This is a genomic window from Nisaea sp., from assembly GCF_034670185.1.
Lineage (GTDB): Bacteria > Pseudomonadota > Alphaproteobacteria > Thalassobaculales > Thalassobaculaceae > Nisaea.
Map to the genome: position 1 here is coordinate 372,358 of NZ_JAXMNY010000004.1, position 26,919 is coordinate 399,276.

A 26,919-nucleotide genomic window follows, 5' to 3' on the forward strand; every position below is an offset into this window, starting at 1 on the left:
CAAACCCGCAGCGCGGGCTATAACTTCTCAAGCCAGAGGCTCGTCTCCAGCGCCCCCTTTTGCAGCGGCAACCAGTCGAGTGCAGGCCCGTCGAGCGCTGGAACACCATCACGGCCAAGCAGACGCGTGCGGGCATAGTGGCTCGAGAAAACCGGCCGGAACCCGCCTCCGCTCAGCAGAGCCGCCACCAGCAATTGTTCATTATAGGTGCGCCAGGCCCAGGATTCCGGATAGGGATCGGGCAAAACGATGTCATGGACGTGAACCAGCAGGCCGGCAGGCAGGGTCGGCAACAGGTGATTCAGTACCAGATCGACGTCGGAACCCGGCAGGGCCAGATGGCTTGAATCCAGAAACAGCACGTCACCTGGACCGAGATCCGGCAGGCTCTCACGCGGTACATCCTGGATCGTATGCTCGAGGAAGCGCACGCCAGTCCCGGCAAGGCTGGCACGCGGCGCTGGATCGACACAGGTAATCTCGGTTTCAAGGCCGCCATCGCGGACGGCGCGGGCGAGGAAGCGGGTGCTGTGGCCCGAGCCAATCTCCAGAATGCGCGCCGGGCGACGTTCCCGCACGAGAGTATAGGCCGCGGCACCGTCAAGTCCGGGAAACCAGTCCTGGCTCCAGCGTGGTTCCGGCGGCTCCTGATTACCTATCGCCTGTAGCGCATCCCGGTAGCGGTCAATATCGGAAAGCATCCCGGAAAATGCGAGTAGCGCATCAGTGGCGAAGCGCTCCTCGACCCAGTCATACCGACTACCTTGAGTGGGAACCTGCGATGCGTACCGGTATGGAATAAAGTAACCCATTGGTTTTAAGCCAAGAATCGTACTTAGCCCAAGACGGAGCCGACGCCATGAATGACCTCGGTTTGTCGATTTTGAGTTGGTCATATCAGGGAGTAATTTTCAGGCCTTCGTAGGCCGCTATGGTGCCGGGGCGGCGTTCGTCGGCTTGGTGAAGGATCTCGTCCATCTTCTCGTCCGTGTGGCTCGGGTCGTGATGGAAGAGAACGAGCGTCTTGACCCCTGCCGCATCGGCAAGGCGGATGCCCTCCTGCCATGTCGAATGGCCCCAGCCGACGAATTTCGGGAATTCCTCATCCGTGTAGCAGGCATCGTAGATCATCACATCCGCATCCCGCACCAGCTCCAGAATATTCTGGTCAGGCTCGCCCGGCCGATGCTCCGTGTCGGTAATGTAGCAAATCGACTTGCCGCCAAAATCGAAGCGATACCCAACAGCGCCCTGCGGATGATTGAGCGGCGTGGTCCGTACGGAAATATCCGGCCCGAAGGCCAACGTGTCGCCCGAGACAAAATCGTTGAATTCGAGCTCCGCCTGAAAAATCTCCAACGGCACCGGAAAAAGCGGGGAGGACATCAGCCGCGCGACCACATCGCGCATGCTCGCCCTGCCGCCCAGATGTCCGGACCAGACACGAAAGACGTTGCCCTTCTTGAAGGCCGACGTGAAGAAAGGCAGACCGCCCAGATGATCGAGATGAGAGTGGGTGAAGAGGATATCCGCGTCCACCGGGCCGGACTTGTCCAGCATCAGGCCGAGATTGCGGAGGCCCGTGCCGGCATCGAGGATAAAGACCCGATCGCCACAACGAATTTCAAGACAGGCGGTGTTTCCGCCATAGCGCACGAATTCAGGACCCGGGCATGCAATGCTTCCGCGGGCGCCCCAGATCCGGACAAAGAATTCGGCTCCCGGCGACACAACAACTCCCAACCCACAATCCACAGCCGGCTATTTTGGAGCGCCAAGTCTGCATGAGCCGGGCCAACGTGAAAAGATTAATTCAGGACAAGACTCTATTTGGCCCCGAGCGCTATCAGGGAACCAGTCTGTAACCGCCCGGATCCGTCACCAGAATTTGCGCATTGGACGGATCGATCTCGATCTTTTGCCGCAGCCGGTAGACGTGGGTTTCCAACGTGTGCGTGGTGACGCCCGCATTGTATCCCCAGACCTCGTTCAGCAGGGTCTCACGCTTCACCATGCGTCCCCCGGTCCGGTAGAGATACTTGAGGATCGCGGTCTCCTTTTCCGTCAGCCGGACCTTCTTGTTCCGAGCCTCATCAAGCAGCAGCTTGGCGCTTGGACGAAAACTGTAGGGGCCGATCGTGAAAAGCGCGTCGTCGCTCTGCTCATGCTGCCGCAGATGCGCCCGCATGCGGGCCAACAGCACGGCGATCTTGAAGGGCTTGGTGACATAGTCGTTGGCCCCGGCGTCGAGACCGAGAATTGTGTCCGCATCGCCGTCCTGGGCGGTCAGCATGACGACCGGCGATTTCACGCCGTTGCGGCGGATCAGCCGGCAGACATCGCGGCCGTCCATATCCGGGAGGCCGACATCAAGCAGGATCAGGTCGAAATGTGCCGACTTGACCGCCTCCAGCGCCGCGGCTCCATTCTCCACTGCGCTGACCACGAATTCCTCATGCAGCTCCAGCTGTTCGCTGAGCGTCACCCGAAGCGCTTCGTCATCCTCGACCAACAGGACTTTCTTACCGTTCACCATCACCAGCCACGACCCGTTGCTATGTACCCGACCACACTTAAGGAGAAAGGGAGACGAATACCAGAGGCTTAAACCGGCCCCGTTTCGACCTCTTTCCAGAAACTGACAAAGCCGGCGATGCGTTTTGCCTTGCGGCTAGGCTGCGGATAGGACCATGCCGCGTCCGCGGAAATGCGCGTTCCGTCGACCACATCATAGTAGATTGCTTCGCCACGCCAAGGGCACCGGGTCCGGGTCGGCGTCTCCCTCAGCAGCTCGAAACGCACGGAATCCGGCGGAAAATAGACACTCCCCTCGATCGTCACGGTTTCTTGTTCCGGCGCCCGGGCTATTTCCGTCTCGCCGAGACGAGCCACCAGAATCTGATCGAACATCGCACGCCGCCTCTCAGAAAGACGGCGCCAGGATCAGCCGGAGCATCGCCAGGCACAGTGGATGATGCGGATCGCCGAAGGCTTCAAGCGCGGTAAAATGATCGCGATCTGGTAAATCGACACACTCGACGGGTTGCCGTTTCTCCCTCAACGCACCCGCAAGCTCATCCCGCTGGCGCAAATATTCCGGCCCTTCGAGCCCGCCGACAGTCAGCAGGTGTGGCGGCAGTCGCAGTCCGGCAGCATCAGCCTCACGCACCAGCCGGATCGGAGACAGTGCGCTCACATCGCTTTCCGTGAGGGACAGCGCGTCATTCAGATAGCAGAGCCTGATCGGCTCCAGATCATGCAGGCCGCTGACAGAGCAAATGCCCTTCAGTGTGCCTGCCGGTACCCCGGCCGGCCCCCCCATCAGAGCCGAGAGATGTCCGCCCGCCGAGTGGCCCGCGAGATAGAGGCTCCCCGGATTCCCGCCGAAGCGGTGGGCGTTTTCCTTGACCCAGGCAATCGCCGCCCGGATGTCATCGGCAATATCCGCCACCGTGACCTCCGGGCAAAGCCGATAGCCGACAGAGACGAAATTGATGTCCGCGGCGATGAAGGTCGGCGCCAAAAAATGCGCGATCGACTTGTCGCGCATGTGCCAATAGCCGCCGTGAATGAAAATCAGCACCGGCGCGTCCCGTTTCCCGGCAGGAAAGACATCGACGCGCTGGCGTGGATGATCGCCGTAAGGCTGATCGAGATCAGCCGAAAACTGTTTGCGCACATCGGCGCCAGCCGCCTCCCAACGTGCTGAAATCTCGCCACTGTTGGCAACTTTCGAACGATTGTCGTATTCGCGGTCTAGCCCGGCGCGGTCATAGGAATTGAAAAGTGTCATGTCCCGGTCCATCTGTGCACATCTCTGCTAACAGTGCGGGAGGCACAAAGCCGGTTCAAGGTGCTTGACCTCCAGCCCGGTCGGAACATGATGCGGTCCATGACAGATGCACTCCCAATCCAGGGTACCGGCGCGCCCGCAGGCTCACCGACCCAGACCCATGTTGACAGGGCAATCTCCGAGCTGCGCCGTGGTGGGCTGATCCTGCTGCACGGTTCGGCCGAGGAAAGCGTGCTGCTGGTACTCGCCGCCGAAATGGCGAATGAAAGCGGTCTCGGCGCAATGATCCGGCTGGCGGGAAGCCTGCCTTCAGTCATCGTACCGAAGAACCGGGCCCGCGATATTACCGGAAACCCGGAGCTGCCGCCCTATTCCAGCATGGCCCTCCCCAAGGGAGCGGATGCCGCCCTGATCCGGCAGATCGCCGATCCGCTTTTCGAGCCGGAGAAATTCGGCACGCTTCGGCGCGGCCTTACCGTGGTGCCGGTGCGCGCGGGCAGGCTTGGACCGGCGGCGGTCCAGCTATCCAAATGGGCCCGGTTGTTGCCGTCTGTCGTCGTCGCCCGGCTCACAGATGTGAAAGTCGCCGACGCTGAATCCTGGGCACATGGACAAGGTCTCCTGTCAGTCAGCGTGTCGGACACCGAAGATTACGTCGAGGAGAGCGCGCGGCGCCTCACCCGGGTTGCCTCCGCCCGCGTACCGCTGGCGGATGCCGAAGCGTCCCGCATTGTTGCCTTCCGCCCGGCAGATGGCGGGGAGGAGCATCTGGCAATCGTTGTTGGCGAGCCTGATGTCAGCCAGCCGGTTCTGGTGCGCCTGCATTCCGAGTGCCTGACCGGCGACCTGCTCGGCAGCCTGCGCTGCGACTGTGGCGACCAGCTGCGCGGCGCCCTTCGGGAGATTGGCAAGCAAGGGTCTGGCATCTTGCTCTATCTGGCGCAGGAAGGCCGGGATATCGGCCTGATCAACAAGCTGCGTGCCTATCAGCTACAGGATCTCGGCAGCGATACAGTCGATGCAAACGAGCAGCTTGGTTTCGAAGCGGACGAACGGGTCTATCTGACCGCCGCCGAAATGCTGCATCAGCTTGGCGTCGAATCCGTCAGGCTGATGACGAACAATCCGGAAAAGATTGCCCAGCTCCGGAGCTCCGGGGTCAATGTTGTCGAACGGGTGGCTCATATTTTCCCGTCCAACACCCATAACGAAGAGTACCTGCGCACCAAAGCGAACCGCACAGGCCATCTTTTCTAGGAAAACCGGGCTTTTTCAGCACCGTCTGTCAATGGTACGCGGCTTGCATCTGAGCGAGGCAAAGGAGCCTTCGCGATGGATGTCAGTCAAACGGCAGCAGCACAACCGGCCTGGTGGTCACAGTCCTCCCAAAGCGGGGAACGGGACGTGAAAGAGGATCTGTACAAGCCGGCGCAGGCTGCTTCCGCAGCCGGTGATGATGGCTGGGGTCCTGATGGTTTCGGTTTCGACGATTTCGTCGACATCATCAATCCGCTGCAGCATCTTCCATTTGTTTCCACCCTTTATCGGGAATTCACCGGCGACACGATTGCGCCTGCGGCTCGCACTGCGGGAGGCGCGCTGTATGGCGGTCCCGCAGGCTTGGTGGCTGGCGTTGCGAATGTGATGTTCGAAGCCGAGAGCGGCTCCGATATCGGTGCGACGATGGTCGCAGAGCTGACGGGTGGAGGATCAACACCAGTCAATGCCGCCCCGGCCGAAGCGGCCTTACTGGCTGAAGCGCCGCAAACAGTATCACCGTCCCCGGTACCCGCTCCGAACGATGGCGCAATTACACCTGCCGCCAATCACCGCAGCTTTGCAGTTCCAGGTATTGAGACCGCCAACGCGGATGCCGCCATGACGCCCGAGGCCATGGCCGCCTATGCCCGGGCAAGCGCCCTTACGGCGCCAACACCAGGCAAAGGCTCCGTAGACTGGACCAGCGGCGTGATCACACAACCCGCCGCAGAGTCCGGCACCGGCATGCAAGCGGTTTCCGGAGGAGGCCTTGATGCCCTCATCCGGGACAGTCAGGCAAAGACAGCGACGCGGCGGCGAGGCCCGGCCTTGCCGTCCCTGGTACAGCCCGGTCTGAAAACCCGTGGCGCCCAGGCACCGGCAAGCGAGCCGGCTCTGCCTGTCGATCCGTCTCAGCGCGCCGGATTGGCAGATTGGATGATGAAGGCGCTCGATAAATATGGAACCATGAAGGTCAGCGGTAGCGGTGTCGGATAAACTCCGCCAGACGCTGCTTTCCGGCGTCTGATCAGGAGTGCCTCCCTTTGGATCTCATCCTCCGCCGTGAGCAAAACGGCTCCCATAGCATCGTGCTGGATGGACATGCCTTGACCTGCGCTATCGGCAAAGGCGGCGTCCGCGAAAACAAGCGCGAGGGTGATGGGGCAACGCCGGTTGGGCGGTTTCCTTTCCGGCGGATCTTCTACCGGGCAGATCGCCTGAAACATATTCCCGGATGCCCGGATACGATCCCGATCGAAGAGGATCATGGCTGGAGCGACGATCCGGCTGACCCGGAACAGTACAACCGGCTGGTCAAACTGCCTTATCCGCACTCTCATGAAAGCCTGAAGCGCGAGGATGCGGTCTACGATGTGGTTGTGGAGCTTGGCTACAACGATGCCCCGCCGATACCGGGTCGCGGCAGTGCGATATTCATGCATGTGGCCCGCCCGGATTATTCCGGAACGGAAGGCTGTATCGCACTAGCCCTTCCGGATCTATTGAAGGTCCTTGAGCAGACCGGCAGCCAAGGCACCGTTGTTGTGCCGCCAGAGCTTGCGGACACAACAGGGCCGTCTTAACCGGCGGGTTTCAGCCTGTCACCGAAGATAGCCGTGCCGACGCGGACATGGGTCGCACCGAATTCGATCGCGACCTCATAGTCTCCGCTCATGCCCATGCTGAGCTTTTCCAACCCATGGCGCCGGGCGATTTCGCGCAACAGGGCGAAGTGAAGCGCCGGCTCGTCATCGGCCGGCGGAATGCACATCAGGCCGACCACGTTCAGGCCATGCTCATTCCGGCATGCCTCGATAAACGCATCAGCATCACCCGGCAGGACGCCTGCTTTCTGCTCCTCCTCGCCGGTATTGACCTGCACGAAGCACTCCAGCATCCGGCCCTGCTTTTTCATCTCCGCCGCCAGAACCCGGGCCAACTTCGGCCGGTCGACCGTCTCGATCACGTCGAAGAGCTCGATGGCATCTGCCGCCTTGTTTGTCTGCAACGGGCCGATCAGATGCAAGGTCACGTCAGGATAGCGAGCCTTGAGATCCGGCCATTTTCCCTGCGCCTCCTGCACCCGGTTCTCGCCGAAAATGCGCTGCCCTTCGGCGAGAGCCGCCTCGACCTTCTCCACCGGCTGCACTTTACCAACAGCGACCAGCGTGACCTCTCCCGGCGCCCGGCCCGCCGCTTTTCCGGCCGCTTCGATCTGTGCCTTCACAGCCCGGAGATTGGCCCCGACATCAACCGTTGCACCCGCGTCAGCCATCTGCTGCTCCATTGCTCTCGTCCTCATATCCAAACGCTTTTATTTCCGGCCCGAGTTCTTTTGCTGCCGCCTTCATTACCGATCCGTAACGTTTCCACCGCGCCACGGCGTGACCATAGAGCGGCTGCGTCACCTGGGCATAACTCGGTGTCGCGATATAGCCCCGCTGGCGGGCATGCTCATGGAAGTCCATCACACGCTCGTCCCAATCAAGGCCGAGAAAATCAAGAACCGGCTCCGCCGCCCCGCGCAGATCGCGGGTCATGTCTTCGTATTTCACCGTAACAAAGGCAGGTTTCAAGTACGTCAGATAACGCTGCCAGAGCGCGAATACCTCGCGATAGAACCGGATGGTATCGGACAACGAACAGAAGACTGCCATCGAATGGTTGAGGCCAAAGTTCTGCATCAAACAACTCAGACAGACATCGCAAGGGTGCCGCAGGGCCAGGATGAACCGCGCACGGGGAAATATTCTCAGAATCAGGCCAGCATGCACGATATTGAGCGGCATCTTGTCGACATAGATCGCCCCGTCGGAGGGCTCAAGAAACCGGTTCCGTTCCGCGAAGTAGGCAGCGCGCATTTCCGCCCGCATCGTTTCCGGCAAGGCCTCGAGTGCCCCCGGATACCCTGCCGCCTCACCCAATCGCGTCGCCAGACCCGTGATCAATGGGCGTTCTTCCAGCACCTCCACTCCGGGATGAGCATCGAGAACCTGATCAAGCAACGTCGTGCCCGAGCGCGGGAAACCGATAAGGAAAACAGGATCTGCTTCACCACCCTCCGGCTGCGGCGCTGAAGCAGCCCAGGCCGGAGCCTGATCAAAAGCTGCACTGAGAGCCGCGACTTCGGCAAAAGCCCGCTCCGGATCGGCCAACCCGCCGCGAAACTGATCGAGCTGGGTTCGGTTCGCCGTCTCAAACCATGAAAAGGCACCGGCATGATCGCCGAGGGAGTCGAGTGCCTGCGCCAATTCGAACCCGAGCCGGTGCGTGTCGGGACCAGCTGCGACCCCGTCCAGAGCTTTCCGGAGCCCGGCGGCAGCTTCATCGAACCGTTTCAGGCGTCGAAGAGCCCGGCCCTCCAGCGCCGCCAGATATTGGTCGGACGGCAACAGGCAGAGACCCTGGCGAGCCACTGAAAGCGCCTTTTCCAGCTCTGTTACCCGGTCATGCAATTCGGCGAGCATCGTATAGGATGCGGCCTGGGTCGGGTCGAACAGAAGGGCCCGCATGGCCAGACGCACCGCCTGCTCCGCATGACCGGTGTCCCGGGCAAAAATCGCCTGAGCGCGCAGGGCCCGCGGATCGGTGCTTCCCTGCCTGGCGATCCCGTCGAACAGCAACTGGGCGTCATCGAAACGGCCGGTCGCAAGATAGAGGCTTGCGAGATTGCTCCGGATCTCGATCCCGCCATCCTGCTTGGCCGCGCGTTCCAGCATGACGACAGAACGGTGAAGATCACCCTGACCCCGATAGATCAGGGCGAGGTTGTTAAGCACGGCCGGGTCCTCTCCCTGACGCAACGCTGCTTCCAGCGCCGCCACGGCCTCACCGTCACGGCCGGCTTCCAGCAATGCCGTACCGTAGAGTTTTTGCACCGCTGGGCTTGCGCCAAGACGGCTCGCAAGCGGATCAAGAAGACCAAGGGCTTCGTGAGGCTTCCCGCGATGCAAGTGAACCTGAGCCAGATTCACAGCCACCTGGAGCTCGTCCGGTGCCATGGCGCGGGCTTTCTCCAGAGCCTTCACTGCCCGGTCAAAATCACCTCCCGAGGCCTCAAGCATGCCGGCCATATAGAAAGGCCGCCAATCCTTGCCTGCCTTCCGGAGGATCCGGGCATAACGCTCCCTGGCCTCGCGCCAGCGCCCGGCGGCCGCAAGCTTCCGAACCGGCTCGAAATCAGACGATGGAGCGGACATCGATTTCAAGACCGCTGGATTCAGACACGGGGAACTCCGGACTTGGTGATGTAGCCGAGCTCAAGGAGCAGATCATAGTGCCGGTCGGTCAGGCGCTTCACATGATCCTCGCTCAATACCTTGCGATATCCGCCGACACCGCCGGAACGGAAGAATTTCTGCGACTGGTGCACCCGCTCGCGAAAGCCTTTTTGGTTTTCCTGGCTGGAAACCACGGAAAAGCTGCTGTTCTTGATCGCCCGCTTCAACCGCTGGGGACTCTTAGGCACCCCAAGATAACGCATGAAAGAGCCAAAGGCCTTCATCGGGCTCTTCACCATGTCCTCGTATCTCAGCGTCAGCGGATTGAAGTTCTCCACCGCGTGCCAGCTCCGGTAATGATCTGTCCAGGTACCAAGGACCTGAAACACCGCCGCCGGCGTGGTCCGAGTGGTCTGCAGCCCCGAGGTCATGGCCTCGACCGCATCGTCAAGCGTGAGCCGATAGTGATCCGCATAGGAAACCGTTACATCGAACACATTACGAACGACATATGCCGCGCCCGCCGTGCACTCGAGATAAATGAGCGGCCGTCCTTCATGCATTACGAGCGCATTGTGGGTCTTCACAATGGTGGTCTGTGGTTCCTGCGCCCAGGATTTCTGCAAAGGCTCACGCAATGCATGCAGCTCGGCATCGCTCATTTCCTGCAGCGGCTTTCCGGCAATCTTCTCGTAGAGCGGCCCCATCATATCGCCGTAGCGGACCACGCCGAGCTCATTGATCGAGACCGGTTCCACGCTGTTACGAAACAGGTTCTCGATAAAGACCCGGAGCCAGGTGTTGCCGGACTTTGGAAAGGACGCGAGCCAGAGGATACCGCTCATGAGGTCGTGCCGGTCCAGCTCATCCGCGCAGGCGCCAGATGACGCGACTCTGGTCCAGTGCTTTAAGCAAGGGTTCGAACTGCGTGGCACGATCCGGGAACTTCGCACGCAGATCAGAAAGCCAGAACTCCTCGGACTTCACGATATAGTCGGCAACCGCAAAATCGTCCTTGGCGATATCGAGCGTAAAGCCTTCCCCGGTCAGCATCGCGGCCTGGCCCCTGCGGGCAAGCTTCAGAGGCTGGCGGGTCACCATGAAATTGATGTCAGGCGTACGGTCAGGCAACGTATGCCGGACAACTTTGTCAGCGACTTTGCTCATCAGGACGCTGCGAACGTGGCTGTGAAACTCGGGACGGGCCATATGATCGGCAACATGCTTGCCAAGCTCGGTTATGTAGTCTTCCAGGTCTGTTCCATCATCAAAATGTGGGATTCGTTTCCGGAAAATCTCATCCTGATGCAGGAAGGGCGCGAGCATTGAGAGCGAGGTGTGGCCATCGACATAGGTCGCACCGAAAGACAGATGCAGCGAGGCAGTGTCCGTCGTCATTGCGTCGTGATACAGACCCCGCGGCAGATAGAGCACGTCGCCCGGGCGCATGACGATCTGCTGCATGATCTCGCCCTTTTGCTGATCATGCTGTTCCCTGGAAAAGTCTCCCGGACGGACCTGCGGGACGTCGATCGCCTCGTTCACACGTCCGCGATAGATGTTCCAGGTCTTCTCACCCTCGATCTGAACCGCAAACACACACATCGTGTCGAAATGCGAGTGATAGGCCTGCACGCTCTTCCAGGAACAATAGGCGTTGCAGGAGGCGTGTGTTCCGGTGAGCCGCTCGATAAAGCGGGTGGCGTCCTGGATAGAGGGATGAATGCCCTCAATATAGTCGAGAACAAGACTGGCACCCTTGGACATCAGGAAGCGCACACGCTCCGGGTCCGGCACCATTACGTTCATACCCTTCCGATCAAGCCCCGGACGGCAATATTGCTCGGACGGCAGGACGTTTCCGTCAACCGCCATCTCCATATAGTTGGCGTGCCAGAGCTTGGAGCGATTGACCAGATCGTTCATCTGATCCCAGTTGAACAGATCACTGACGGGATCGAAGGCCCCCTGCTCGAAATAGTAGGCCTTGTCCCAGTAATCCTTCAGGAACTGGTCGCGTGTGATTTTCTTGAAGAAAGTCTCGAACTGCACCGTGTTGCCCCCAGATACCGGTTGGTCAGTGATCTGTATAACAAGGACGTTGTGAGTTCCAGAGGGCAAGCTGCTTGCGGAAGAGATAGGCAAAAGAAAAGGGGCCGCGCGAGGCGGCCCCTTCCCATAGTCCCTAACCCGTTTGGATTAGAAGGACACTTTCATACCGACGACGAAATAGGTGCCGTCGGTGTCGTTGTTAGCAGCAGAAGCGGTGTTCTTGGTGCTGAGCTCGGTATAACCAAGCGTGGCAGCAGCGGTGACACCCGGGCCCAGAGCGTACTTGCCGTTCAGGGTGTAGGAGTCATGCTCGCCGTCGTTGGTGATCACACCAGCGGTGGTGATCGCATCGCTCTCGCCATGGAACCAGTTGACGCTGACGCCCCACGGACCGGTCGCATAAGCGGCGCCGAGGGTGTAACCGGTTTCTTCGTCACCACTTGTGGTGCCTTCGCTAGCAGCATAAGCGCCACCGAGGGAGAAGCCGCCGAAGCCAGCGGTAGCACCGAAGGAATAAGCAGACGGATCTTCAGCGCCGGCGACACCATCGGTGAACGCGCCGTAACCAGCGGACAGGCCGACGTTGAAGCCGTCGAAGTCGCGCTTGAAGTTAGCAGCGATGGCATAACCATCGGACACTTCAGAGTTGCGATCAACGGTGCCGTTGTCATCCTGGCCGGATTCCGGAATGTAGGAAACACCGAGCTGGAAGCCTTCAACACGCGGTGTGTAGTAGGTCAGCTTTTCGGAGTCGTTGGTCCGGTTCGGCTCAACGTTGGTGGAACCGAACGGGCTGCGGAAGAAGCCGCCGGAAGCACCGATTGAGTTCGGAACCCACGCGGTCTGGTCACCGGAGTTGATGCCGATGCCGTAGTCAGACGGACCGTAGTTCATCTTGTACAGCGCGGAGTTTTCAGAACCCAGGTTGATCTCACCAAAGTTGCCTTTGACGATCAAGTAGGATTCGTCGATCTGGTCGCCAGGGTTGCTGTTGGCTTCCAGCTGGACATTGACGCCGACAGAGATGCCGTTGTCGAGGGTGGTCATGCCCTTGAAGTGGATTTCCGCATCAGAGACGTTAGCGAAGCCCTGATAATCAGCGGAGCTTTGGTCGTCAGCTGTCGTGTAGCCGAACCACTGTTCCATGTAACCACCAACGGACACTTTAAGCTTTTCAGCAGCATCCACAGACGGCGCAGCGATCATGCCAGCGGCAACAATCGCAGTCGTTCCGAGAAGAATCTTTTTCATCTTTTCCCCTACTCCCGAGAGTCATCGGTTAAGTAACGCGGTAAGTTGTTTGCAGAGAATCTGCCTAACCCCCTAACCTCACGTCACAGCATCACTATTCTCTCGGCATTTGACCGTCAAGAAAGACAGGCTGGGCATTTATGCAAATCTGTCTCAATGTGGCGAAAATGCCACAAATCGATGGCTGCGCTTGTATTTATCGGGATTCTTGCATGCAGAACCGGCGTGATCATATGTCAAGTTGTTCACGGGCAAGAGAAACGGTAAAAGGCGTCTCGTCCGTATCGAAACGCGAGTGCGAGTCTTGGCTGATATGAAAATTCCGGGTCTTCTGGAGCTAAACAAGGGCCTGCGCCTGCTGGCGCTGCTTGGGATGGCATCCCTTACGGCATGTTCAGGTGCTGATATCGAATACGAATATCCGCGCACTGGTGCCGGAGGAAGACCAACCTACGAAAAAGAAGAGAAGATCTTCGGCGAGGATGGCTTCACCCTGCTTGGGAGCGATGTGGACAACCAGCAGGCTTCTGCCGGGTCCGGCATTGCCGTGAACAGCTACCTCTGGCGCGCATCTCTCGACACGATCTCCTTTATGCCATTGGCATCGGCAGACCCGTTTGGTGGTGTCATCATCACCGATTGGTATTCGCCGCCGGACACGCCGAGCGAGCGCTTCAAGATCAATGTCTTCATCCTCGACCGCGCATTGCGGTCCGATGGCATAAGAGCCAAGGTCTTCAAGCAGAAGCTCACGGCATCCGGCCAGTGGCAGGATCTGGGCACGGAAGAAAAGCTGCACAGAGACCTTGAGGACGCGATTTTAACGCGGGCGCGGCAACTGCGCATCGGTTCCACCAAGAACTGATCACCCTCGTCCATATGAGTTTTGGCACCGGCACGCTCATGTGCCGGACCAATACAGAAGATCAGGCGCAGGGCGCCACCGACCAAGGCTAAAAGATGTCCCGTTACAATTTCCGCGAAACCGAAACCAAATGGCAGCGCGCCTGGGAAGAGAACCGCTGCTTCGAAGTGACGGAGGACCCGGACAAGCCGAAATATTATGTGCTTGAGATGTTCCCCTACCCGTCCGGGCGCATCCATATGGGACATGTCCGGAACTACACGCTCGGCGATCTCGTTGCCCGCTACAAAAAAGCCAAGGGCTTCAACGTTCTGCACCCGATGGGCTGGGACGCATTCGGGCTTCCGGCCGAGAATGCGGCTTTCGAGCGCGGCGTCCATCCGGCAAAATGGACACACGAAAACATCGCCTCGATGCGCGATCAGCTGAAGACCATGGGGCTGTCCTACGACTGGCGCCGTGAGATTGCGACCTGCGATCCGGACTATTACCGCCACGAACAGAAGATGTTCATCGACTTCTATAAGGCAGGCCTCGCCTACAAGAAGGAAAGCTGGGTCAACTGGGATCCGGTCGAGAACACCGTTCTGGCAAACGAGCAGGTCATCGACGGCATGGGCTGGCGCTCCGGCGCGCCTGTCGAAAAGCGCCTGCTCTCCCAATGGTTCCTGAAGATCACGGAATATGCCGAGGACCTGCTGCAGGCTCTTGAGGGTCTGGACCGCTGGCCGGACCGGGTCACGCTGATGCAGCACAACTGGATCGGCAAATCCGAAGGCGCCCGCGTCTTCTTCGAGCTGAAGGATGCGGACGACAAGCTTGAGGTCTTCACCACCCGGCCGGATACGCTTTACGGCGCCTCATTCTGCGCGATCGCGGCGAACCATCCGATCGCGGCCAAGGTGGCTGAAAACAATCCCGCACTGGCCGAGTTCATTGCGGAATGCAACCGCATGGGCACCAGCGAGACCGAGATCGAAACCGCCGAGAAGAAGGGCTTCGATACCGGCCTCAAAGTCACCCACCCGTTGGACGACAGCTGGGAGTTGCCGGTCTATGTCGCGAATTTCGTGCTCATGGAATATGGCACCGGCGCCATCTTCGGCTGCCCTGCGCACGACCAACGCGATCTGGACTTCGCGCGCAAATACGATCTGCCCGTGACGCCCGTGGTGCTGCCGCCGGAAGCCGATGCCGAGACTTTCGAAGTCGGCACCGAGGCCTATACCGGCCCCGGCAAGATCTATAATTCGGACTTTCTGGACGGCTTGTCCGTGGAAGACGCCAAATCGAAAGTCGCCGAGCGGCTGCAAGGCGCCGAACAGGGCGAGAAAACCACAACCTATCGTCTGCGCGACTGGGGTGTCTCGCGGCAGCGCTATTGGGGCTGTCCTGTTCCGTTCATCCACTGCCCGGATTGCGGCGAGGTTCCCGTTCCGGAAGCCGACCTGCCCGTCGAGCTGCCCGAGGATGTCGATTTCGAAGGCACCGGCAACCCGCTGGACCGGCATCCGACCTGGAAATATGTCACCTGCCCGAGTTGCGGCGGCAAGGCCGAGCGCGAGACCGATACATTCGATACCTTCTTCGAATCCTCCTGGTACTTCGCCCGTTTCGCGGACGCCAAGGCCGAGAACGCCTTCTCCAAGGAAGCCGCCGAATATTGGCTACCAGTCGATCAGTATATCGGCGGCATCGAGCATGCGGTCCTGCACCTGCTCTATTCCCGCTTCTTCACCCGTGCACTCCACAAGTGCGGCTACCTCGATCTCGACGAGCCGTTCGCCGGCCTGATGACCCAGGGCATGGTCTGCCACGAGACCTTCAAGGATCAGAACGGCGCCTGGCTGTTCCCGACCGAGGTCCGCAAGGAAGGCGACGGCTACGTCACGATCAAGGACGATGCGCCGGTGAAGACCGGACGTATTGAAAAGATGAGCAAGTCGAAGCGCAACGTTGTCGATCCGGAAAACATCATCGGATCCTACGGCGCGGACACAGCACGCCTGTTCATGCTGTCGGACTCGCCGCCCGAGCGGGATCTGGAATGGACGGAGTCCGGTGTTGACGGAGCCTGGCGCTATCTCAGCCGTCTGTGGCGCCTGATCACCGAGCCGGCAAAGCCGTTCGCCCCGCATGGAACAGCCCGCCCGGCCGATATCGGTGCCGCGGCGGAAGCGGCCGAGCGCGCGACCCATAAAGCCATCAAGGCAATCGAAGAGGCCGTAGAACGATTCCGCTTCAACACAGCGGTCGCCCAGGTTCGCGAGCTCAGCAACTCTCTGGCCGAGCTCGATGGCGACGATGACGGCTCAGCTTGGGCGCGGCGCTTCGGTTACGAGACGCTGGTCAGGCTGATCGAGCCGATGGTGCCGCATATCGCCGAAGAGCTCTGGCAGCAACTCGGCGGAGACGGCATGCTGACGGACCGGCCCTGGCCGGACTTCGATGAAGCCCTCGTTACGGACGATACGCTGACCATCGGCGTTCAGGTCAACGGCAAGCTGCGTGGCACAATCGAGGTGGCACGCGATGCTGACAAAGCACTGGTTGAGGAAGCCGCACTGGCCGTCGAGAATGTGCAGAAGATCCTCGAAGGAAAGCCGCCACGCCGCGTGATTGTGGTGCCGAACAAGATTGTGAATATCGTTGCCTAGATCGCTGACAGCCCTTGCCGTCCTTCTGGTCCTGACCCTCGGCGCCTGCGGGTTTCAGCCGGTCTACGGCACTCGGAGCGCGGGCGGCACGAGCAGCAGCGTCACAGTCGATCTGGCCGCCATCAAGATTTCTCCAATTGCAGACCGTGGCGGCCAGTTGCTCCGCAACAGCCTGCAGGACAAGCTGACACCGCGGGGCGTTCCGGCCCGGGCCCGGTACCGGCTGGATGTAAGCCTGACCGAAAACCGATCCGACCTTGTGATCCTGAAGGATTCCACCTCGACCTTTTCCAAGGTCCGGTTTGTCGCGGACTTCACTCTTGTAGATCTGACAAATGGACAGCCGGTGAATAGTGGTCGGGCTGAGTCCACCACCACCTTCAACCGGGTGGATTCCGATTTTGCCATTCTCGCGGCGGAAAAGGATGCACGGCGACGGGCGGCCGATGAAATCGGCGAGGACATCCGGCTTCGCCTCGGACTCTATTTCAATCGTATTCGCGGCAGCTAACCCGGACAGGCAATGAAGCTGAAATCGAACGAGATTGCCGGTTTCATCCGCCGCCCTCCGGATAGCGTCGGAGCCGTTCTGATCTATGGAGCAGACGGCGGTCAGGTCCGCGAAGTCTCCGATAGAATTGGCAAGACCATCGTCGAGGATCTGTCCGATCCGTTTCAGGTCGCTGATCTTACGCCGGAAGTTCTGAAGGATGAGCCAAGCCGGATTGCCGATGAGGCAGCCGCTATTTCCCTGACCGGCGGACGTCGGCTGGTCCGCTTGCGTGGCGCGACCGATACGGTAACCGCCGCTGCGGAACTCGCGCTGAATGCCGAAACCGGCGACAGCATGATCATCATCGAGGCCGGCGCACTAGAGGCGCGTTCGAAGCTCCGCAAACTTTTCGAGACAAGCAAGAGCGCGGCGGCCATCCCCTGCTATCTCGATAGCGGAGCGGGACTGGATGCCGTGATCCGCGAAACCCTCAGCGCTTTCGACGTCCGGGCCACACCGGATGCCCATGCCTACATGATGGAGCATCTGGGTGGCGACCGGCGGGTCACCCGGTCCGAGCTGGAAAAGCTTGCGCTCTATGTCGGCAAAGGCGGCGAAGCTAGCCTTGAGGATACGCAGAGCATGGTCGGGGATAGCAGCGCCCTCGCCCTGGACCAGATCGCGATCGCGGTGGCCAGCGGAGATATAACAGCCGCCGACCGTCTGCTTCGGCGGGGCTATGCCGATGGACTTAATCCGGTGGGCGTCCTCAGAGCGGCAATCCGGCATTTTCAGCGCCTGCATCGGGCCGCTGCGCATATCGCCGCCGGCGACAATGCAGACCAGGCCGTACAGAAGTTGAGACCGCCAATATTCTTCGCCGTGAAGCCGGCTTTCATGGCGCAGCTCCGCTCCTGGCCAATTCAGCGGCTTCGGCTCGCTCTGACCAGGCTTTCCGAGGCTGAAACGCTCTGTAAGTCCACAGGAACGCCGGATCTCTCTGTTGCGGGGCAGACCCTGCTGGGACTTGCCTACAGTGCCGCCAGAGGGCGTCCTAGAGGGTCGCGATAAACGGGCTCAGGCCGGTTTTGCGGTGTCGCCCTCTTCCATCAGGTCACTGAAGTCGATGGAATTGCCATCCGCACCGGCAATCTCCTCCGCTGTCTCCTGATCGTAGTCCGGAACGTCCGCCAGAAATCCGGACATAGCCGGCGCACTCATATCAGCCGAGACCATCCGCGGCGCGCTCATGATCGCCAACAGCGAGTCCAGTTGCTCCAGAGATTCATACCGGATCATCACCGCGCCAGACTGACCATCGACTCCCGCAGCGATTTCCACATGCAGTCCGAGCTTGTCCGAGAGGTCTTTCTCCAGCGCCCTGGTATCGGCGTCTTTTTCGATCGACCGCTTTTGCCGGGCCTGACGTGGCGTCGAGGACGAAGCCGGCTGCTTCTCCTTCTGCACCAGACGTTCCGTCTCGCGTACATTGAGTTGGCGCCGGACAACTTCGGAAACCAGTGCCGCCGGATGCTCCGCCGTCAGCAGAGCCCGGGCATGCCCAGCGGAAATATCCCCGCCTTCGAGATGCGCTCTGACCTCTGTCGGTAGTGCCAGGAGTCGCATCATGTTCGCGACGTGACTCCGGCTCTTTCCAACGGCTTGCGCAACATCGGACTGGGAGTGACCGTGACCGTCCACGAGGCGTTGGTAGCCCTCCGCCTCTTCCAGCGGACTGAGATCCTCGCGCTGCACATTCTCGATGATCGCGATCTCGAGTGCTTCGCGGTCATCGAACTCCCGGATCTGTGCCGGGATCTCATGCAGCTGCGCGCGTTGGGCCGCCCGCCAGCGTCGTTCACCGGCAATGATCTCGAAGGTGCCGTCCCGGTCCGGGTCCCGCCGCAGCAGGATCGGCTGGATGACACCCTTCTCGCGAATACTCTCGGCAAGCGCCTCGAGCTCTTCTTCATTGAAAATGCGGCGCGGCTGGAAACGGCCCGGATGGACATGCTCGATCGGCACCGTCCGGCTTTGCTGCATCCGGTCGACCGAGCCGGATTCCGAACCATCCTCGCCAAGCAGTGAGGCAAGTCCCCGTCCGAGACGGCGTTTCTTGGCGCTGCCCTCTTCCGTGCTCACGCGGCAATGCTCCTTTCGCGCTTCATCACCTCGCTGGCCAGATGGATATAGGCCTGCGAGCCGGAGCAGCGCATATCATAGACAATCACCGGCAGCCCGTGAGACGGGGCTTCCGAGATCCGCACATTCCGCGGGATCACCGTCCGGTAAACCTTGTCCCCGAAATGCTCCCGTACATCCTCGGCGACCGCAAGCGAGAGATTGTTGCGGCGGTCGAACATGGTCAGCACCACGCCCTGGATTTCCAGGTCAGGGTTGAAGGCCTGACGGATCCGCTCGATGGTCCGCATCAGCTGGCTCAGACCTTCAAGCGCATAGAACTCGCATTGCAGCGGCACCAGCACCGCATCAGCCGCGACCAACGCATTCAGTGTCAGCAGGCCAAGCGAGGGCGGACAGTCGATCAGGATATAGTCATATGTGTTCCGGCCGGCGGCGAGATGCCGGACCAGAGCCTCACGGAGACGGAACTCCCGGTCTTCCATGGTGACCAGTTCGATCTCCGCGCCAGAAAGATGGACGGAGGACGGCACGATGGAGAGGCGGGGGACATCGGTTGCGGTGATTGCTTCGGAAATCGGCGAGGCGCCGATAAGGACCGAGTAGGAGTCATTCTCGCGATTATTGCGCGGCACGCCCAATCCGGTGCTCGCATTGCCCTGCGGATCGAGGTCGATCACCAGGACCTTTTTCTGACAGGCCGCAAGCGCAGTTGCGAGGTTTATGGCTGTTGTGGTCTTGCCAACCCCGCCTTTTTGATTAACAACCGCCAAAATTCGGGGCGCTACGGCTGCATCACCCCTCAGCACCATTGCTTCTGACATATGATATGCCCTCCAAGCGCAAGAGACATCCCTCGGGGTCCGACCAGCTCGGGGTGAGGGTTTCAGCCATATTCCACCTTTCCCGTGCAGTAGTCAATTCCTTCTGGACAGCCCTACCCTTTAAGAAGAGACAACACCCGTCGTCCTTGAGGTGTGGCTTGGAGTAGTCGAGTAATACATCGACAGTCGCGAGAGCACGTGCGGAGACTACATCTACATCTAGTGGTTCGAGTTCCTCAATTCTACAAGAGTGAACCGTCGCCTCAGCTCCGCAGGCCCGTGCAACCTCCCGCAGAAAGACCGATTTGCGTTGATCTGATTCACAAAGATGCACGTCCCTCGCGCCCATGATCGCGAGGACCATGCCGGGGAAACCGGCCCCGCTTCCGAGGTCGAGAACACGCGTGTGATTTTTGGGTAACTCAGGAAAGACCTGCGCGGAATCCAGAAAGTGCCGGCGCCAGATATCGCCGAGTGTGTTTTTGGATACCAGATTGATTGCTCGCTGATATCGCTCAACCATCTCTGCGTAGGTTTTCAGCCTCTCCAGCGTTTCACGTGAAACGCCGGCACGGGCGGCAAACTCTTCAGGATTCACGGTGTCTCCGTCTTCAAGCGGCGTCTTGTTTAGCCAGACGCCGGACATACCGCAGGAGCAGGATCACGGCTGCGGGCGTCACTCCGTCAATCCGGGCAGCCTGCCCGATGGTCCGCGGCGCCACCTTGGTGAATTTCTCACGCACCTCGGTGGAGAGGCCGGAGACAAGCGCATAGTCGAGGCCCGCCGGGATCTCCAGCGCCTCGTCCCGGCGATAGGCCGCAACGTCTACCTCCTGCCGCTCTATATAACCGGCATACTGCGCATCGATCTGCACCTGCTCGGCTACTGCCGGCTCCAGAGAGCCAAGATCCGGCCAGAGCGCAACAAGCGCATCCCAGCCGACGGTGCGATACCCAAGCAGATCGTAGGCACTCCGCCAGACGCCATCCTGATTGATCTTGATTCCGGCTTTCTGCAGCGCGTTTGGTGTATCGCCGAGCTTCAGGGCAAGTTCCCGGCCCTGCTGGATCGCGCTACGCTTGACCTCGAAGATCCCCGCCCGCTCCGCTCTGACACAGCCTATTTCCATGCCCTTCTGCGTAAGCCGCTGGTCCGCATTATCGGCCCGCAACCGCAGCCGGTACTCGGCGCGGGAGGTCAGCATGCGATAGGGCTCGCTCACCCCTTTCGTCACCAGGTCGTCGATCAGGACACCGATATAAGCGTCCGCACGATCCAAAACGAAGTCATGCTCCTGGCCGCCGGTGCGGAGCGCGGCATTCACACCGACCATCAAGCCCTGCGCGGCCGCTTCCTCGTATCCCGTCGTACCATTGATCTGCCCGGCAAAATAAAGCCCGGGGATCTTCTTGGTCGCCAGTGTGTGGGAAAGCTCGCGCGGGTCCACATAATCGTACTCGATGGCGTATCCAGGCCGGATGATCCGGGCATTCTCCAGGCCCGGGATGGTCTTGAACATTTCCGCCTGAACATCGGCCGGTAGCGACGTCGAAATCCCGTTCGGATAGACAGTCGGATCATCAAGCCCTTCAGGCTCAAGAAAAATCTGATGTTGAGAGCGATCCTCGAACCGAACCACCTTGTCCTCGATTGACGGACAGTAGCGCGGACCGACCCCCTCGATCCGTCCGCCATACATCGCCGAACGATGCAAATTATCCCGAATGACCTGGTGCGTTTCCGGGTTCGTATAGGTGATATGGCAGCTGATCTGCGGCACCGTTATGCGGTCTGTCAGATAGGAAAACGGCTCGGGCGGATCATCCGCCTTCTGCTCCTGCAGACCGGACCAGTCGATTGTCGTTCCGTCGAGCCGTGCCGGTGTTCCTGTCTTGAGGCGACCGAGCTTGAAGCCAAAGCGCGCCAGGGTCTCGGCGAGCGCAACAGATGGTGCGTCACCGACGCGGCCGGCCGGCCGACGTTCCTCACCCAGATGAATCTCGCCGCGCAGAAACGTCCCGGTCGTCAACACAACGGCACCGGCTTTGATCTCCCGGCCGCCATCGACAACGATCCCTGTAATCGCACCTGACTCGTCCAGCAACAGATCTTCCACGGCAGCCGCTTCGATCGTCAGGTTTTCCTGATTTTCAAGCAGGTCCCGGATTGCCGCGCGATACAGCGCCCTGTCCGCCTGGGCCCGCGGGCCGCGAACAGCCGGGCCCTTGCTCCGGTTCAACATGCGGAACTGGATACCCGCCCGGTCAATGGCGCGACCCATGATTCCGTCCAATGCATCCACTTCGCGCACGAGGTGCCCCTTGCCGAGCCCCCCGATTGCCGGGTTGCAGGACATCTCTCCGATGGTCTCGATCTTATGGGTGGCGAGAAGCGTGCGAGCGCCCATCCGGGCCGCTGCTGCGGCCGCTTCGCAGCCTGCATGGCCGCCGCCAACGACTATCACGTCGTACATCGCGTCCGTCTCCGGATCAGTGCGGAAAATATGTAGCCCAAAATGCTGTGACGCCCGGCAAAAGGCAATCTCTGTTTCGCGATACCCGCTCTGCATGTTTCACGTGAAACAGAACCTCTATTTGCCGATGCAGAACTCCGAGAACACAAGATCGAGGATTTCCTCGATATCAACCGCTCCCGTCACACGTCCCAGCGCCCGCGCCGCCAGTCGCAAGTCCTCGGCCACGAGGCCGTATTCAACGTCAAACTCATCCGCCTCAAACGCACATTGTCCGAGCGCGCGGCGCAAATGCTCCAAGGATTCCGTCAGCCCTTCACGGTGCCGGGCCCGGGTAATCGCCGGTGCTTCACCCAGATCCATCAGGATCGCCGCTTTATCGGCGATCATCGCCAGAAGGCCGTCCATGCCCTCACCCGTCGCCACGGAAACTGCGACACGGTCTTTTTCGAGCACGCCTCGTTCAGCATCGGAAAGCAAATCAGCTTTGGTCGCGATCAAGATCCGTTCGGCATTCCCGGAGACCGGCTCCACCTCATCCTTCTCCCCGGTAGACCGGGCGTCCGCCAGATCGAGGACCAAGTCAGCCGAATCCGCCCAGGCGCGCGCCCTGCGAATGCCCTCGGATTCGATAAAGTCTGCCCCTTCACGGAGTCCTGCGGTATCCGCTACCAGAATGGGATACCCGGATATATCCAGATGGATCTCGATGACGTCGCGTGTCGTGCCCGCTACGTCGGACACTATCGCTGCATCCCTTTTGGAGAGCCAGTTTAGGAGGGAAGACTTACCGGCGTTCGGGGGTCCTATAATGACCATACGTAGTCCGTCCCGAAGGCGTTCACCCCGTCCGCCATCGTCCAAATGGGCCGAAATCGACGCATCAAGGTCATACACTTGGCCCCGGATCCCGTCCCAGACCTCCGGAGGCAGATCTTCGTCCGGAAAATCGACCAGCGCCTCGATATGGCCGAGCACCCGAAGCATCCGTTGCCGCCAGTCCTGGTACAGCGCACCCAGCGCGCCCCGGCTCTGACGCCGGGCCTGAAGCCTCTGGGCCTCTGTCTCCGCATCCACCAAATCAGCGATACCTTCAGCCGCAGTCAGATCCATTTTGCCGTTGAGCACCGCACGCCGGGAAAACTCGCCCGGCTCCGCCATCCGGTATCCAGGCTGTGCCGCCAACGCCCGCAGCATCGCGGACTGCACGGCGCGGCCGCCGTGCATCTGATACTCCACCACATCTTCGCCGGTAAAACTGGCTGGGCCCGGAAAGGCCAGAACCAGACCGTCATCAATCGCGCCGTCACCGTCGGAGACCGTCGCCCGCACAGCCATCCGCGGTTCAACCCCGATCAGGCCGGTCAGACGCTGCAATCCCTCGAATGCCGCCGGGCCCGAGACCCGGAACATCGAGACACCTGCCCGCCCCGATGCCGTGGCAAGCGCGTAAATCGTCTCTTCCGCCGATCCGTTCATCCCGTTCCAGACTCCCGTGCCACACGCAGCGCTGGACCTCATGGGTCCCAGCCCTCACCTTGAGCTTGAGAACAATCCAAACCCCGACCCGGATGCTGCCCCATGCGCAACGAGCTCGACAAGGAAACCAGCCCCTATCTTCTGCAACACCGGGAAAATCCGGTGCATTGGCAGACCTGGTCGGAAGACACCATTGCCATGGCGCGCCGGGCGGACAAGCCGATCCTGCTCTCCGTCGGATATGCCGCCTGCCATTGGTGTCATGTCATGGCCCACGAAAGTTTCGAGGACCCCGATACCGCAGCGGTGATGAACGAGCTGTTCGTCAACGTCAAGGTGGATCGGGAGGAACGGCCGGATCTCGACATGATCTATCAGACCGCCCTCGCCATCACGGGCCAGCAGGGCGGCTGGCCGCTCACCATGTTCCTGACGCCGGAAGGCGCGCCCTTCTGGGGCGGCACTTATTTTCCTCCGGATCAGCGCTATGGCCGGCCGGCCTTCCGGGATGTGTTGCGCCAGATCGAAGGCGTCTACCGGGAGGATCCCGGACGCGTATCCAGCAATGTCACGGCCATCGCACAACGTCTGGAGACCGTCTTCGCCGGCAACCCCGGCACGCGCATCCCGCTGGAAGCTGCGCCGGACGTTGCCGCCCAGTTCCTCTCCCAGCATGACCCGGTCTATGGCGGGATCGGCGATGCACCTAAATTCCCCCAGCCGACCATCCTGAAATTCCTCTGGCGGACGGGCCAGCGCACCAGGAACGACCAGATGCTACAGGCTGTGCGGACCTCCGTCACCGCCATGTGCGAAGGCGGGATTTACGATCATCTGGGCGGCGGGTTCGCCCGCTATTCGACTGACGCTGAATGGCTGGCCCCGCATTTCGAGAAGATGCTCTACGACAATGCCCAGCTTGTCGCCCTGATGACCGAGATGCAGCGCCAGGAGCCAAACCCGCTCTATGAACAGCGCATCCGTGAGACGGTCGACTGGCTGTTCCGGGAAATGATTTCCGAGGGAGGCGGCTTCGCTTCCGCCCTCGACGCGGACAGCGAGGGCGAGGAAGGAAAGTTCTACGTCTGGAGCGCCGAAGAAATCTCCGAAAGTCTGACGGAAGCAGGTCATGATTCCGCGCTCTTCGCGGAACATTATGACGTCACGCCCGGCGGCAATTGGGAAGGCACGGTGATCCTGAACCGGCGCCACCGCAAGGGCCCCTTTCCCGAAGAGATCGAAGCAAAGCTCACTGCCGCCCGCCAGCACCTCCTGACCCTGCGCGATAAACGCATCCGCCCAAGCTGGGACGACAAGGTACTGGCTGACTGGAACGGCCTGATGATCGCGGCGCTCGCCGACGCGGCAATCCTCCTCGGGGAGGCGGACTGGCTCGCCCGTGCGGAAGTCGCCTTCGCCTTCATCACGAGCAATATGGAGAAAGACGGGCGTTTGCTGCATTCCTGCCGGAACGGACAGGCAAAGCATGCGGCCACCCTGGACGATTATGCCAACATGATCCTCGCCGCCCTTTCCCTCGAATCCGCGACCGGGAAGCCCGAGTATCTGGCGAAAGCGGAGGCATGGGTTTCCGTCCTCGATCGGCATTTCCGAGATCCGAAGGACGGCTCTTACTTCTTCACGGCAGACGACCAGACAGACCTGATGCTCCGAACCAAGACCGCAATCGATAACGTGACCCCGGCCGGGAACAGCACAATGGTCGAATGCCTTGCCCGGCTCTGGCTGCTGACCGGAAAGGCCGCCTATGCGGAACGTTCCGACGCTCTGACAAAAGCCTTTGCCGGATCTTTCCAGCAACAGCCGCAGGGATTTCCCGGGCTGCTCAATGGCATGGAATGGCTCCTGCATGGCCGGCAGATTGTCATTGTTGGCGATCCGGATGCGGCCGAGACCAGCGCAATGGTCAACGCGGCTCAAACCGCCGGTCGAGCCCTTGCGACCGTGCAAATCATTCAGGACGGCACCGCACTTCCGGACAATCACCCTGCCCATGGCAAGGGAGCTGTTAACGGTGTGCCCACTGCCTATCTCTGTATCAATCAGGTCTGCTCAGCACCGGAAATTGACCCGCAAGCGTTCCAAACCGCGCTTGAGGCCCGACCATGATCGACCCTCATCAACACAGCTTCAACAGTCCAATCGGCCGCATTCACCTGACCGAAGAGGGTGGAGCCATCACAGGCCTGACATGGGTTTCACGTGAAACATCTGCACTTCATTCCGAAAACGCAATAACTGATCTTCTCGCGGAAACAGAGCGTCAGATACATGCCTACTTCGCCAAGGCGCTAAAGGAATTCGACGTTCCACTTGCCTTTAACCGCGGCTCAGCCTTCGAGCACTCGGTCTGGCGCGCGATGCAGGAAATCCCCTTCGGAACAGTCTGGACCTACGGTGATATCGCGGACCATGTCGGCGGCGTCGCCCGGGCGGTGGGCGGAGCCTGCGGATCCAATCCGATCCCTCTCATCATCCCGTGTCATCGGGTGGTTGGCAGCAATGGCAAACTGACCGGCTTTTCCGGCGACGGCGGCATCGCCACCAAGCAGCATCTGCTCGACCACGAGTCCGATCAGCTCTCTCTGTTTTGACGGACACCCATGCCGCAACGGAGCGTGGACACGGCATCACCGGCACGCCTAGTCTCTCGCCAATGACAGCTTCAGAGGGAGGCATTCAATGGCATATGTGACAATCAAAGCCGCTGATGGCGGCTCTTTTCAGGCCTATCACGCAGCGCCCGCAGGCAGTGGAAAAGCCCCGGGCATTGTCCTGATCCAGGAAATCTTCGGTGTGAACAAGGTGATGCGCGATCAGGCGGACGCCTATGCGGCCGAGGGATATCATGTGCTCTGTCCGGATATTTTCTGGCGCATCGAGCCCGGCATCGACATCACCGACCAGAGCCAGGCGGAATGGGACAAGGCGTTCGAGCTATTCAATGCTTTCGATGTGGATAAGGGCATCGAGGACCTGAAGGCGACCCTCGCCCATCTGAGGACCATGGATGGCTGCAGCGGCAAGGCCGGGTCCGTCGGCTATTGCCTCGGCGGCAAGCTCACCTACCTGATGGCTACCCGTTCCGACGCCGACTGCACTGTCAGCTATTACGGCGTCGGCCTGGATGAACTCCTTGGCGAATCCTCCGGTATTTCGAAGCCTTATCTGAACCATATGGCCTCCGAGGACGGTTTCGTCCCGAAAGAGGCACAGGCGAAGATCAAGGCCGGTCTGGCAGACAATCCGCAGGTCACGCTGCATGTCTATGAAGGCCAGGACCATGCGTTTGCGCGTCAGGGAGGCGCGCATTACGACGCGGCAGCGGCCAAGACGGCCAATGCCCGCACCGCAGACTTCTTCAAAACCCATCTCGGCTAAAACAAGG

At 60.4% G+C, this 26,919-nt stretch carries 25 protein-coding genes; 10 read left to right on the forward strand and 15 right to left on the reverse strand.

What is annotated here, in order from left to right; all coding sequences use genetic code 11:
* Window positions 1-17 precede the first annotated feature (17 nt).
* From VOI22_RS18095 to VOI22_RS18115, 5 genes are all read right to left on the reverse strand, one after another.
* Complete coding sequence (locus VOI22_RS18095) at window positions 18-812, reverse strand: class I SAM-dependent methyltransferase (protein WP_323797842.1); 795 nt, start codon at window positions 810-812, stop codon at window positions 18-20.
* 85 nt (window positions 813-897) lie between these two features.
* Window positions 898-1,731, reverse strand: coding sequence for an MBL fold metallo-hydrolase (locus tag VOI22_RS18100; protein ID WP_323797843.1), 834 nt, complete (start codon window positions 1,729-1,731; stop codon window positions 898-900).
* A gap of 115 nt (window positions 1,732-1,846) precedes the next feature.
* Entirely contained in the window at window positions 1,847-2,536 is a 690-nt protein-coding gene (locus tag VOI22_RS18105; protein ID WP_028466194.1) for a response regulator transcription factor, read from the reverse strand.
* Window positions 2,537-2,604: 68 nt separating this feature from the next.
* Window positions 2,605-2,910, reverse strand: a complete 306-nt coding sequence (locus VOI22_RS18110; RefSeq protein WP_323797844.1) for a DUF427 domain-containing protein — start codon at window positions 2,908-2,910, stop codon at window positions 2,605-2,607.
* 13 nt (window positions 2,911-2,923) lie between these two features.
* Window positions 2,924-3,793 (reverse strand): alpha/beta hydrolase, encoded by an 870-nt coding sequence (locus VOI22_RS18115; protein WP_323797845.1) that lies wholly within the window; start codon window positions 3,791-3,793, stop codon window positions 2,924-2,926.
* Window positions 3,794-3,892: 99 nt separating this feature from the next.
* On the opposite strand from VOI22_RS18115, the gene ribA reads away from it, so the two are divergent.
* The 3 genes from ribA (at window position 3,893) to VOI22_RS18130 (ending at window position 6,636) form a co-directional block, all read left to right on the forward strand.
* Entirely contained in the window at window positions 3,893-5,050 is a 1,158-nt protein-coding gene (gene ribA / locus VOI22_RS18120; protein WP_323797846.1) for a GTP cyclohydrolase II, read from the forward strand.
* Window positions 5,051-5,125: 75 nt separating this feature from the next.
* Window positions 5,126-6,049 (forward strand): hypothetical protein, encoded by a 924-nt coding sequence (locus VOI22_RS18125; RefSeq protein WP_323797847.1) that lies wholly within the window; start codon window positions 5,126-5,128, stop codon window positions 6,047-6,049.
* A gap of 47 nt (window positions 6,050-6,096) precedes the next feature.
* A complete protein-coding gene (locus tag VOI22_RS18130; protein ID WP_323797848.1) occupies window positions 6,097-6,636 on the forward strand; it encodes a L,D-transpeptidase family protein in 540 nt (179 codons plus the stop codon).
* Here the strand turns inward: VOI22_RS18130 and VOI22_RS18135 are convergent.
* The 5 genes from VOI22_RS18135 to VOI22_RS18155 all read right to left on the reverse strand — a co-directional run bounded on the left by VOI22_RS18135 (window position 6,633) and on the right by VOI22_RS18155 (window position 12,576).
* Window positions 6,633-7,328 carry a YggS family pyridoxal phosphate-dependent enzyme gene (locus tag VOI22_RS18135; protein WP_323797849.1) on the reverse strand — a complete coding sequence of 232 codons (696 nt, stop codon included), beginning with the start codon at window positions 7,326-7,328 and terminating at the stop codon, window positions 6,633-6,635. The two genes, VOI22_RS18130 and VOI22_RS18135, sit on opposite strands and share 4 nt — an antisense overlap.
* Window positions 7,321-9,252, reverse strand: coding sequence for a tetratricopeptide repeat-containing sulfotransferase family protein (locus tag VOI22_RS18140; protein WP_323797850.1), 1,932 nt, complete (start codon window positions 9,250-9,252; stop codon window positions 7,321-7,323). Before VOI22_RS18140 ends, VOI22_RS18135 begins: the two co-directional genes overlap by 8 nt.
* A 20-nt stretch (window positions 9,253-9,272) precedes the next feature.
* On the reverse strand, window positions 9,273-10,118 hold the full coding sequence (locus VOI22_RS18145; RefSeq protein ID WP_323797851.1) for a sulfotransferase domain-containing protein: 846 nt from the start codon (window positions 10,116-10,118) through the stop codon (window positions 9,273-9,275).
* Window positions 10,119-10,137: 19 nt separating this feature from the next.
* Complete coding sequence (locus VOI22_RS18150; protein ID WP_323797852.1) at window positions 10,138-11,325, reverse strand: JmjC domain-containing protein; 1,188 nt, start codon at window positions 11,323-11,325, stop codon at window positions 10,138-10,140.
* 147 nt (window positions 11,326-11,472) lie between these two features.
* The gene (locus VOI22_RS18155; RefSeq protein ID WP_323797853.1) at window positions 11,473-12,576 is read right to left on the reverse strand and encodes a porin; all 1,104 of its coding nucleotides are present in this window, start codon (window positions 12,574-12,576) and stop codon (window positions 11,473-11,475) included.
* 313 nt (window positions 12,577-12,889) lie between these two features.
* Here VOI22_RS18155 and VOI22_RS18160 point away from each other — a divergent pair, with 313 nt between their 5' ends.
* From VOI22_RS18160 to holA, 4 genes are all read left to right on the forward strand, one after another.
* Entirely contained in the window at window positions 12,890-13,441 is a 552-nt protein-coding gene (locus VOI22_RS18160) for a DUF3576 domain-containing protein (RefSeq protein ID WP_323798020.1), read from the forward strand.
* A gap of 95 nt (window positions 13,442-13,536) precedes the next feature.
* The gene (leuS, locus tag VOI22_RS18165; protein WP_323797854.1) at window positions 13,537-16,098 is read left to right on the forward strand and encodes a leucine--tRNA ligase; all 2,562 of its coding nucleotides are present in this window, start codon (window positions 13,537-13,539) and stop codon (window positions 16,096-16,098) included.
* Window positions 16,091-16,609, forward strand: a complete 519-nt coding sequence (gene lptE / locus VOI22_RS18170) for an LPS assembly lipoprotein LptE (RefSeq protein ID WP_323797855.1) — start codon at window positions 16,091-16,093, stop codon at window positions 16,607-16,609. The genes leuS and lptE overlap by 8 nt, the downstream gene beginning before the upstream one ends.
* Window positions 16,610-16,621: 12 nt before the next feature.
* The gene (holA, locus tag VOI22_RS18175; RefSeq protein WP_323797856.1) at window positions 16,622-17,662 is read left to right on the forward strand and encodes a DNA polymerase III subunit delta; all 1,041 of its coding nucleotides are present in this window, start codon (window positions 16,622-16,624) and stop codon (window positions 17,660-17,662) included.
* Window positions 17,663-17,668: 6 nt separating this feature from the next.
* Here the strand turns inward: holA and VOI22_RS18180 are convergent, their stop codons facing one another.
* The 5 genes from VOI22_RS18180 to mnmE all read right to left on the reverse strand — a co-directional run bounded on the left by VOI22_RS18180 (window position 17,669) and on the right by mnmE (window position 23,510).
* Window positions 17,669-18,733 (reverse strand): ParB/RepB/Spo0J family partition protein, encoded by a 1,065-nt coding sequence (locus VOI22_RS18180; protein ID WP_323797857.1) that lies wholly within the window; start codon window positions 18,731-18,733, stop codon window positions 17,669-17,671.
* The gene (locus VOI22_RS18185) at window positions 18,730-19,557 is read right to left on the reverse strand and encodes an AAA family ATPase (protein ID WP_323797858.1); all 828 of its coding nucleotides are present in this window, start codon (window positions 19,555-19,557) and stop codon (window positions 18,730-18,732) included. Before VOI22_RS18185 ends, VOI22_RS18180 begins: the two co-directional genes overlap by 4 nt.
* Window positions 19,529-20,203: a 16S rRNA (guanine(527)-N(7))-methyltransferase RsmG gene (gene rsmG / locus VOI22_RS18190; protein ID WP_323797859.1), complete on the reverse strand. Its 675-nt coding sequence runs from the start codon at window positions 20,201-20,203 to the stop codon at window positions 19,529-19,531. Before rsmG ends, VOI22_RS18185 begins: the two co-directional genes overlap by 29 nt.
* Window positions 20,169-22,031: a tRNA uridine-5-carboxymethylaminomethyl(34) synthesis enzyme MnmG gene (gene mnmG, locus VOI22_RS18195; RefSeq protein ID WP_323797860.1), complete on the reverse strand. Its 1,863-nt coding sequence runs from the start codon at window positions 22,029-22,031 to the stop codon at window positions 20,169-20,171. Before mnmG ends, rsmG begins: the two co-directional genes overlap by 35 nt.
* 117 nt (window positions 22,032-22,148) lie before the next feature.
* Window positions 22,149-23,510, reverse strand: coding sequence for a tRNA uridine-5-carboxymethylaminomethyl(34) synthesis GTPase MnmE (gene mnmE / locus VOI22_RS18200; protein WP_323797861.1), 1,362 nt, complete (start codon window positions 23,508-23,510; stop codon window positions 22,149-22,151).
* Window positions 23,511-23,612: 102 nt separating this feature from the next.
* On the opposite strand from mnmE, the gene VOI22_RS18205 reads away from it, so the two are divergent.
* From VOI22_RS18205 to VOI22_RS18215, 3 genes are all read left to right on the forward strand, one after another.
* Entirely contained in the window at window positions 23,613-25,640 is a 2,028-nt protein-coding gene (locus tag VOI22_RS18205; protein WP_323797862.1) for a thioredoxin domain-containing protein, read from the forward strand.
* A complete protein-coding gene (locus VOI22_RS18210) occupies window positions 25,637-26,125 on the forward strand; it encodes a methylated-DNA--[protein]-cysteine S-methyltransferase (RefSeq protein WP_323797863.1) in 489 nt (162 codons plus the stop codon). The genes VOI22_RS18205 and VOI22_RS18210 overlap by 4 nt, the downstream gene beginning before the upstream one ends.
* 88 nt (window positions 26,126-26,213) lie before the next feature.
* A complete protein-coding gene (locus VOI22_RS18215; protein ID WP_323797864.1) occupies window positions 26,214-26,912 on the forward strand; it encodes a dienelactone hydrolase family protein in 699 nt (232 codons plus the stop codon).
* Window positions 26,913-26,919: the final 7 nt, after the last annotated feature.

Excerpts from the sequence above, each read along its gene's own strand:
- VOI22_RS18095 (WP_323797842.1), bottom strand. The coding sequence starts at position 812 with ATGGGTTACTTTATTCCATACCGGTACGCATCGCAGGTTCCCACTCAA.
- VOI22_RS18105 (WP_028466194.1), bottom strand. The coding sequence starts at position 2,536 with ATGGTGAACGGTAAGAAAGTCCTGTTGGTCGAGGATGACGAAGCGCTT.
- VOI22_RS18110 (WP_323797844.1), bottom strand. The coding sequence starts at position 2,910 with ATGTTCGATCAGATTCTGGTGGCTCGTCTCGGCGAGACGGAAATAGCC.
- VOI22_RS18115 (WP_323797845.1), bottom strand. The coding sequence starts at position 3,793 with ATGACACTTTTCAATTCCTATGACCGCGCCGGGCTAGACCGCGAATAC.
- ribA (WP_323797846.1), top strand. The coding sequence starts at position 3,893 with ATGACAGATGCACTCCCAATCCAGGGTACCGGCGCGCCCGCAGGCTCA.
- VOI22_RS18125 (WP_323797847.1), top strand. The coding sequence starts at position 5,126 with ATGGATGTCAGTCAAACGGCAGCAGCACAACCGGCCTGGTGGTCACAG.
- VOI22_RS18135 (WP_323797849.1), bottom strand. The coding sequence starts at position 7,328 with ATGGCTGACGCGGGTGCAACGGTTGATGTCGGGGCCAATCTCCGGGCT.
- VOI22_RS18140 (WP_323797850.1), bottom strand. The coding sequence starts at position 9,252 with ATGTCCGCTCCATCGTCTGATTTCGAGCCGGTTCGGAAGCTTGCGGCC.
- VOI22_RS18145 (WP_323797851.1), bottom strand. The coding sequence starts at position 10,118 with ATGAGCGGTATCCTCTGGCTCGCGTCCTTTCCAAAGTCCGGCAACACC.
- VOI22_RS18155 (WP_323797853.1), bottom strand. The coding sequence starts at position 12,576 with ATGAAAAAGATTCTTCTCGGAACGACTGCGATTGTTGCCGCTGGCATG.
- VOI22_RS18160 (WP_323798020.1), top strand. The coding sequence starts at position 12,890 with ATGAAAATTCCGGGTCTTCTGGAGCTAAACAAGGGCCTGCGCCTGCTG.
- leuS (WP_323797854.1), top strand. The coding sequence starts at position 13,537 with ATGTCCCGTTACAATTTCCGCGAAACCGAAACCAAATGGCAGCGCGCC.
- holA (WP_323797856.1), top strand. The coding sequence starts at position 16,622 with ATGAAGCTGAAATCGAACGAGATTGCCGGTTTCATCCGCCGCCCTCCG.
- VOI22_RS18185 (WP_323797858.1), bottom strand. The coding sequence starts at position 19,557 with ATGTCAGAAGCAATGGTGCTGAGGGGTGATGCAGCCGTAGCGCCCCGA.
- rsmG (WP_323797859.1), bottom strand. The coding sequence starts at position 20,203 with ATGTCCGGCGTCTGGCTAAACAAGACGCCGCTTGAAGACGGAGACACC.
- mnmG (WP_323797860.1), bottom strand. The coding sequence starts at position 22,031 with ATGTACGACGTGATAGTCGTTGGCGGCGGCCATGCAGGCTGCGAAGCG.
- mnmE (WP_323797861.1), bottom strand. The coding sequence starts at position 23,510 with ATGAACGGATCGGCGGAAGAGACGATTTACGCGCTTGCCACGGCATCG.
- VOI22_RS18205 (WP_323797862.1), top strand. The coding sequence starts at position 23,613 with ATGCGCAACGAGCTCGACAAGGAAACCAGCCCCTATCTTCTGCAACAC.
- VOI22_RS18210 (WP_323797863.1), top strand. The coding sequence starts at position 25,637 with ATGATCGACCCTCATCAACACAGCTTCAACAGTCCAATCGGCCGCATT.
- VOI22_RS18215 (WP_323797864.1), top strand. The coding sequence starts at position 26,214 with ATGGCATATGTGACAATCAAAGCCGCTGATGGCGGCTCTTTTCAGGCC.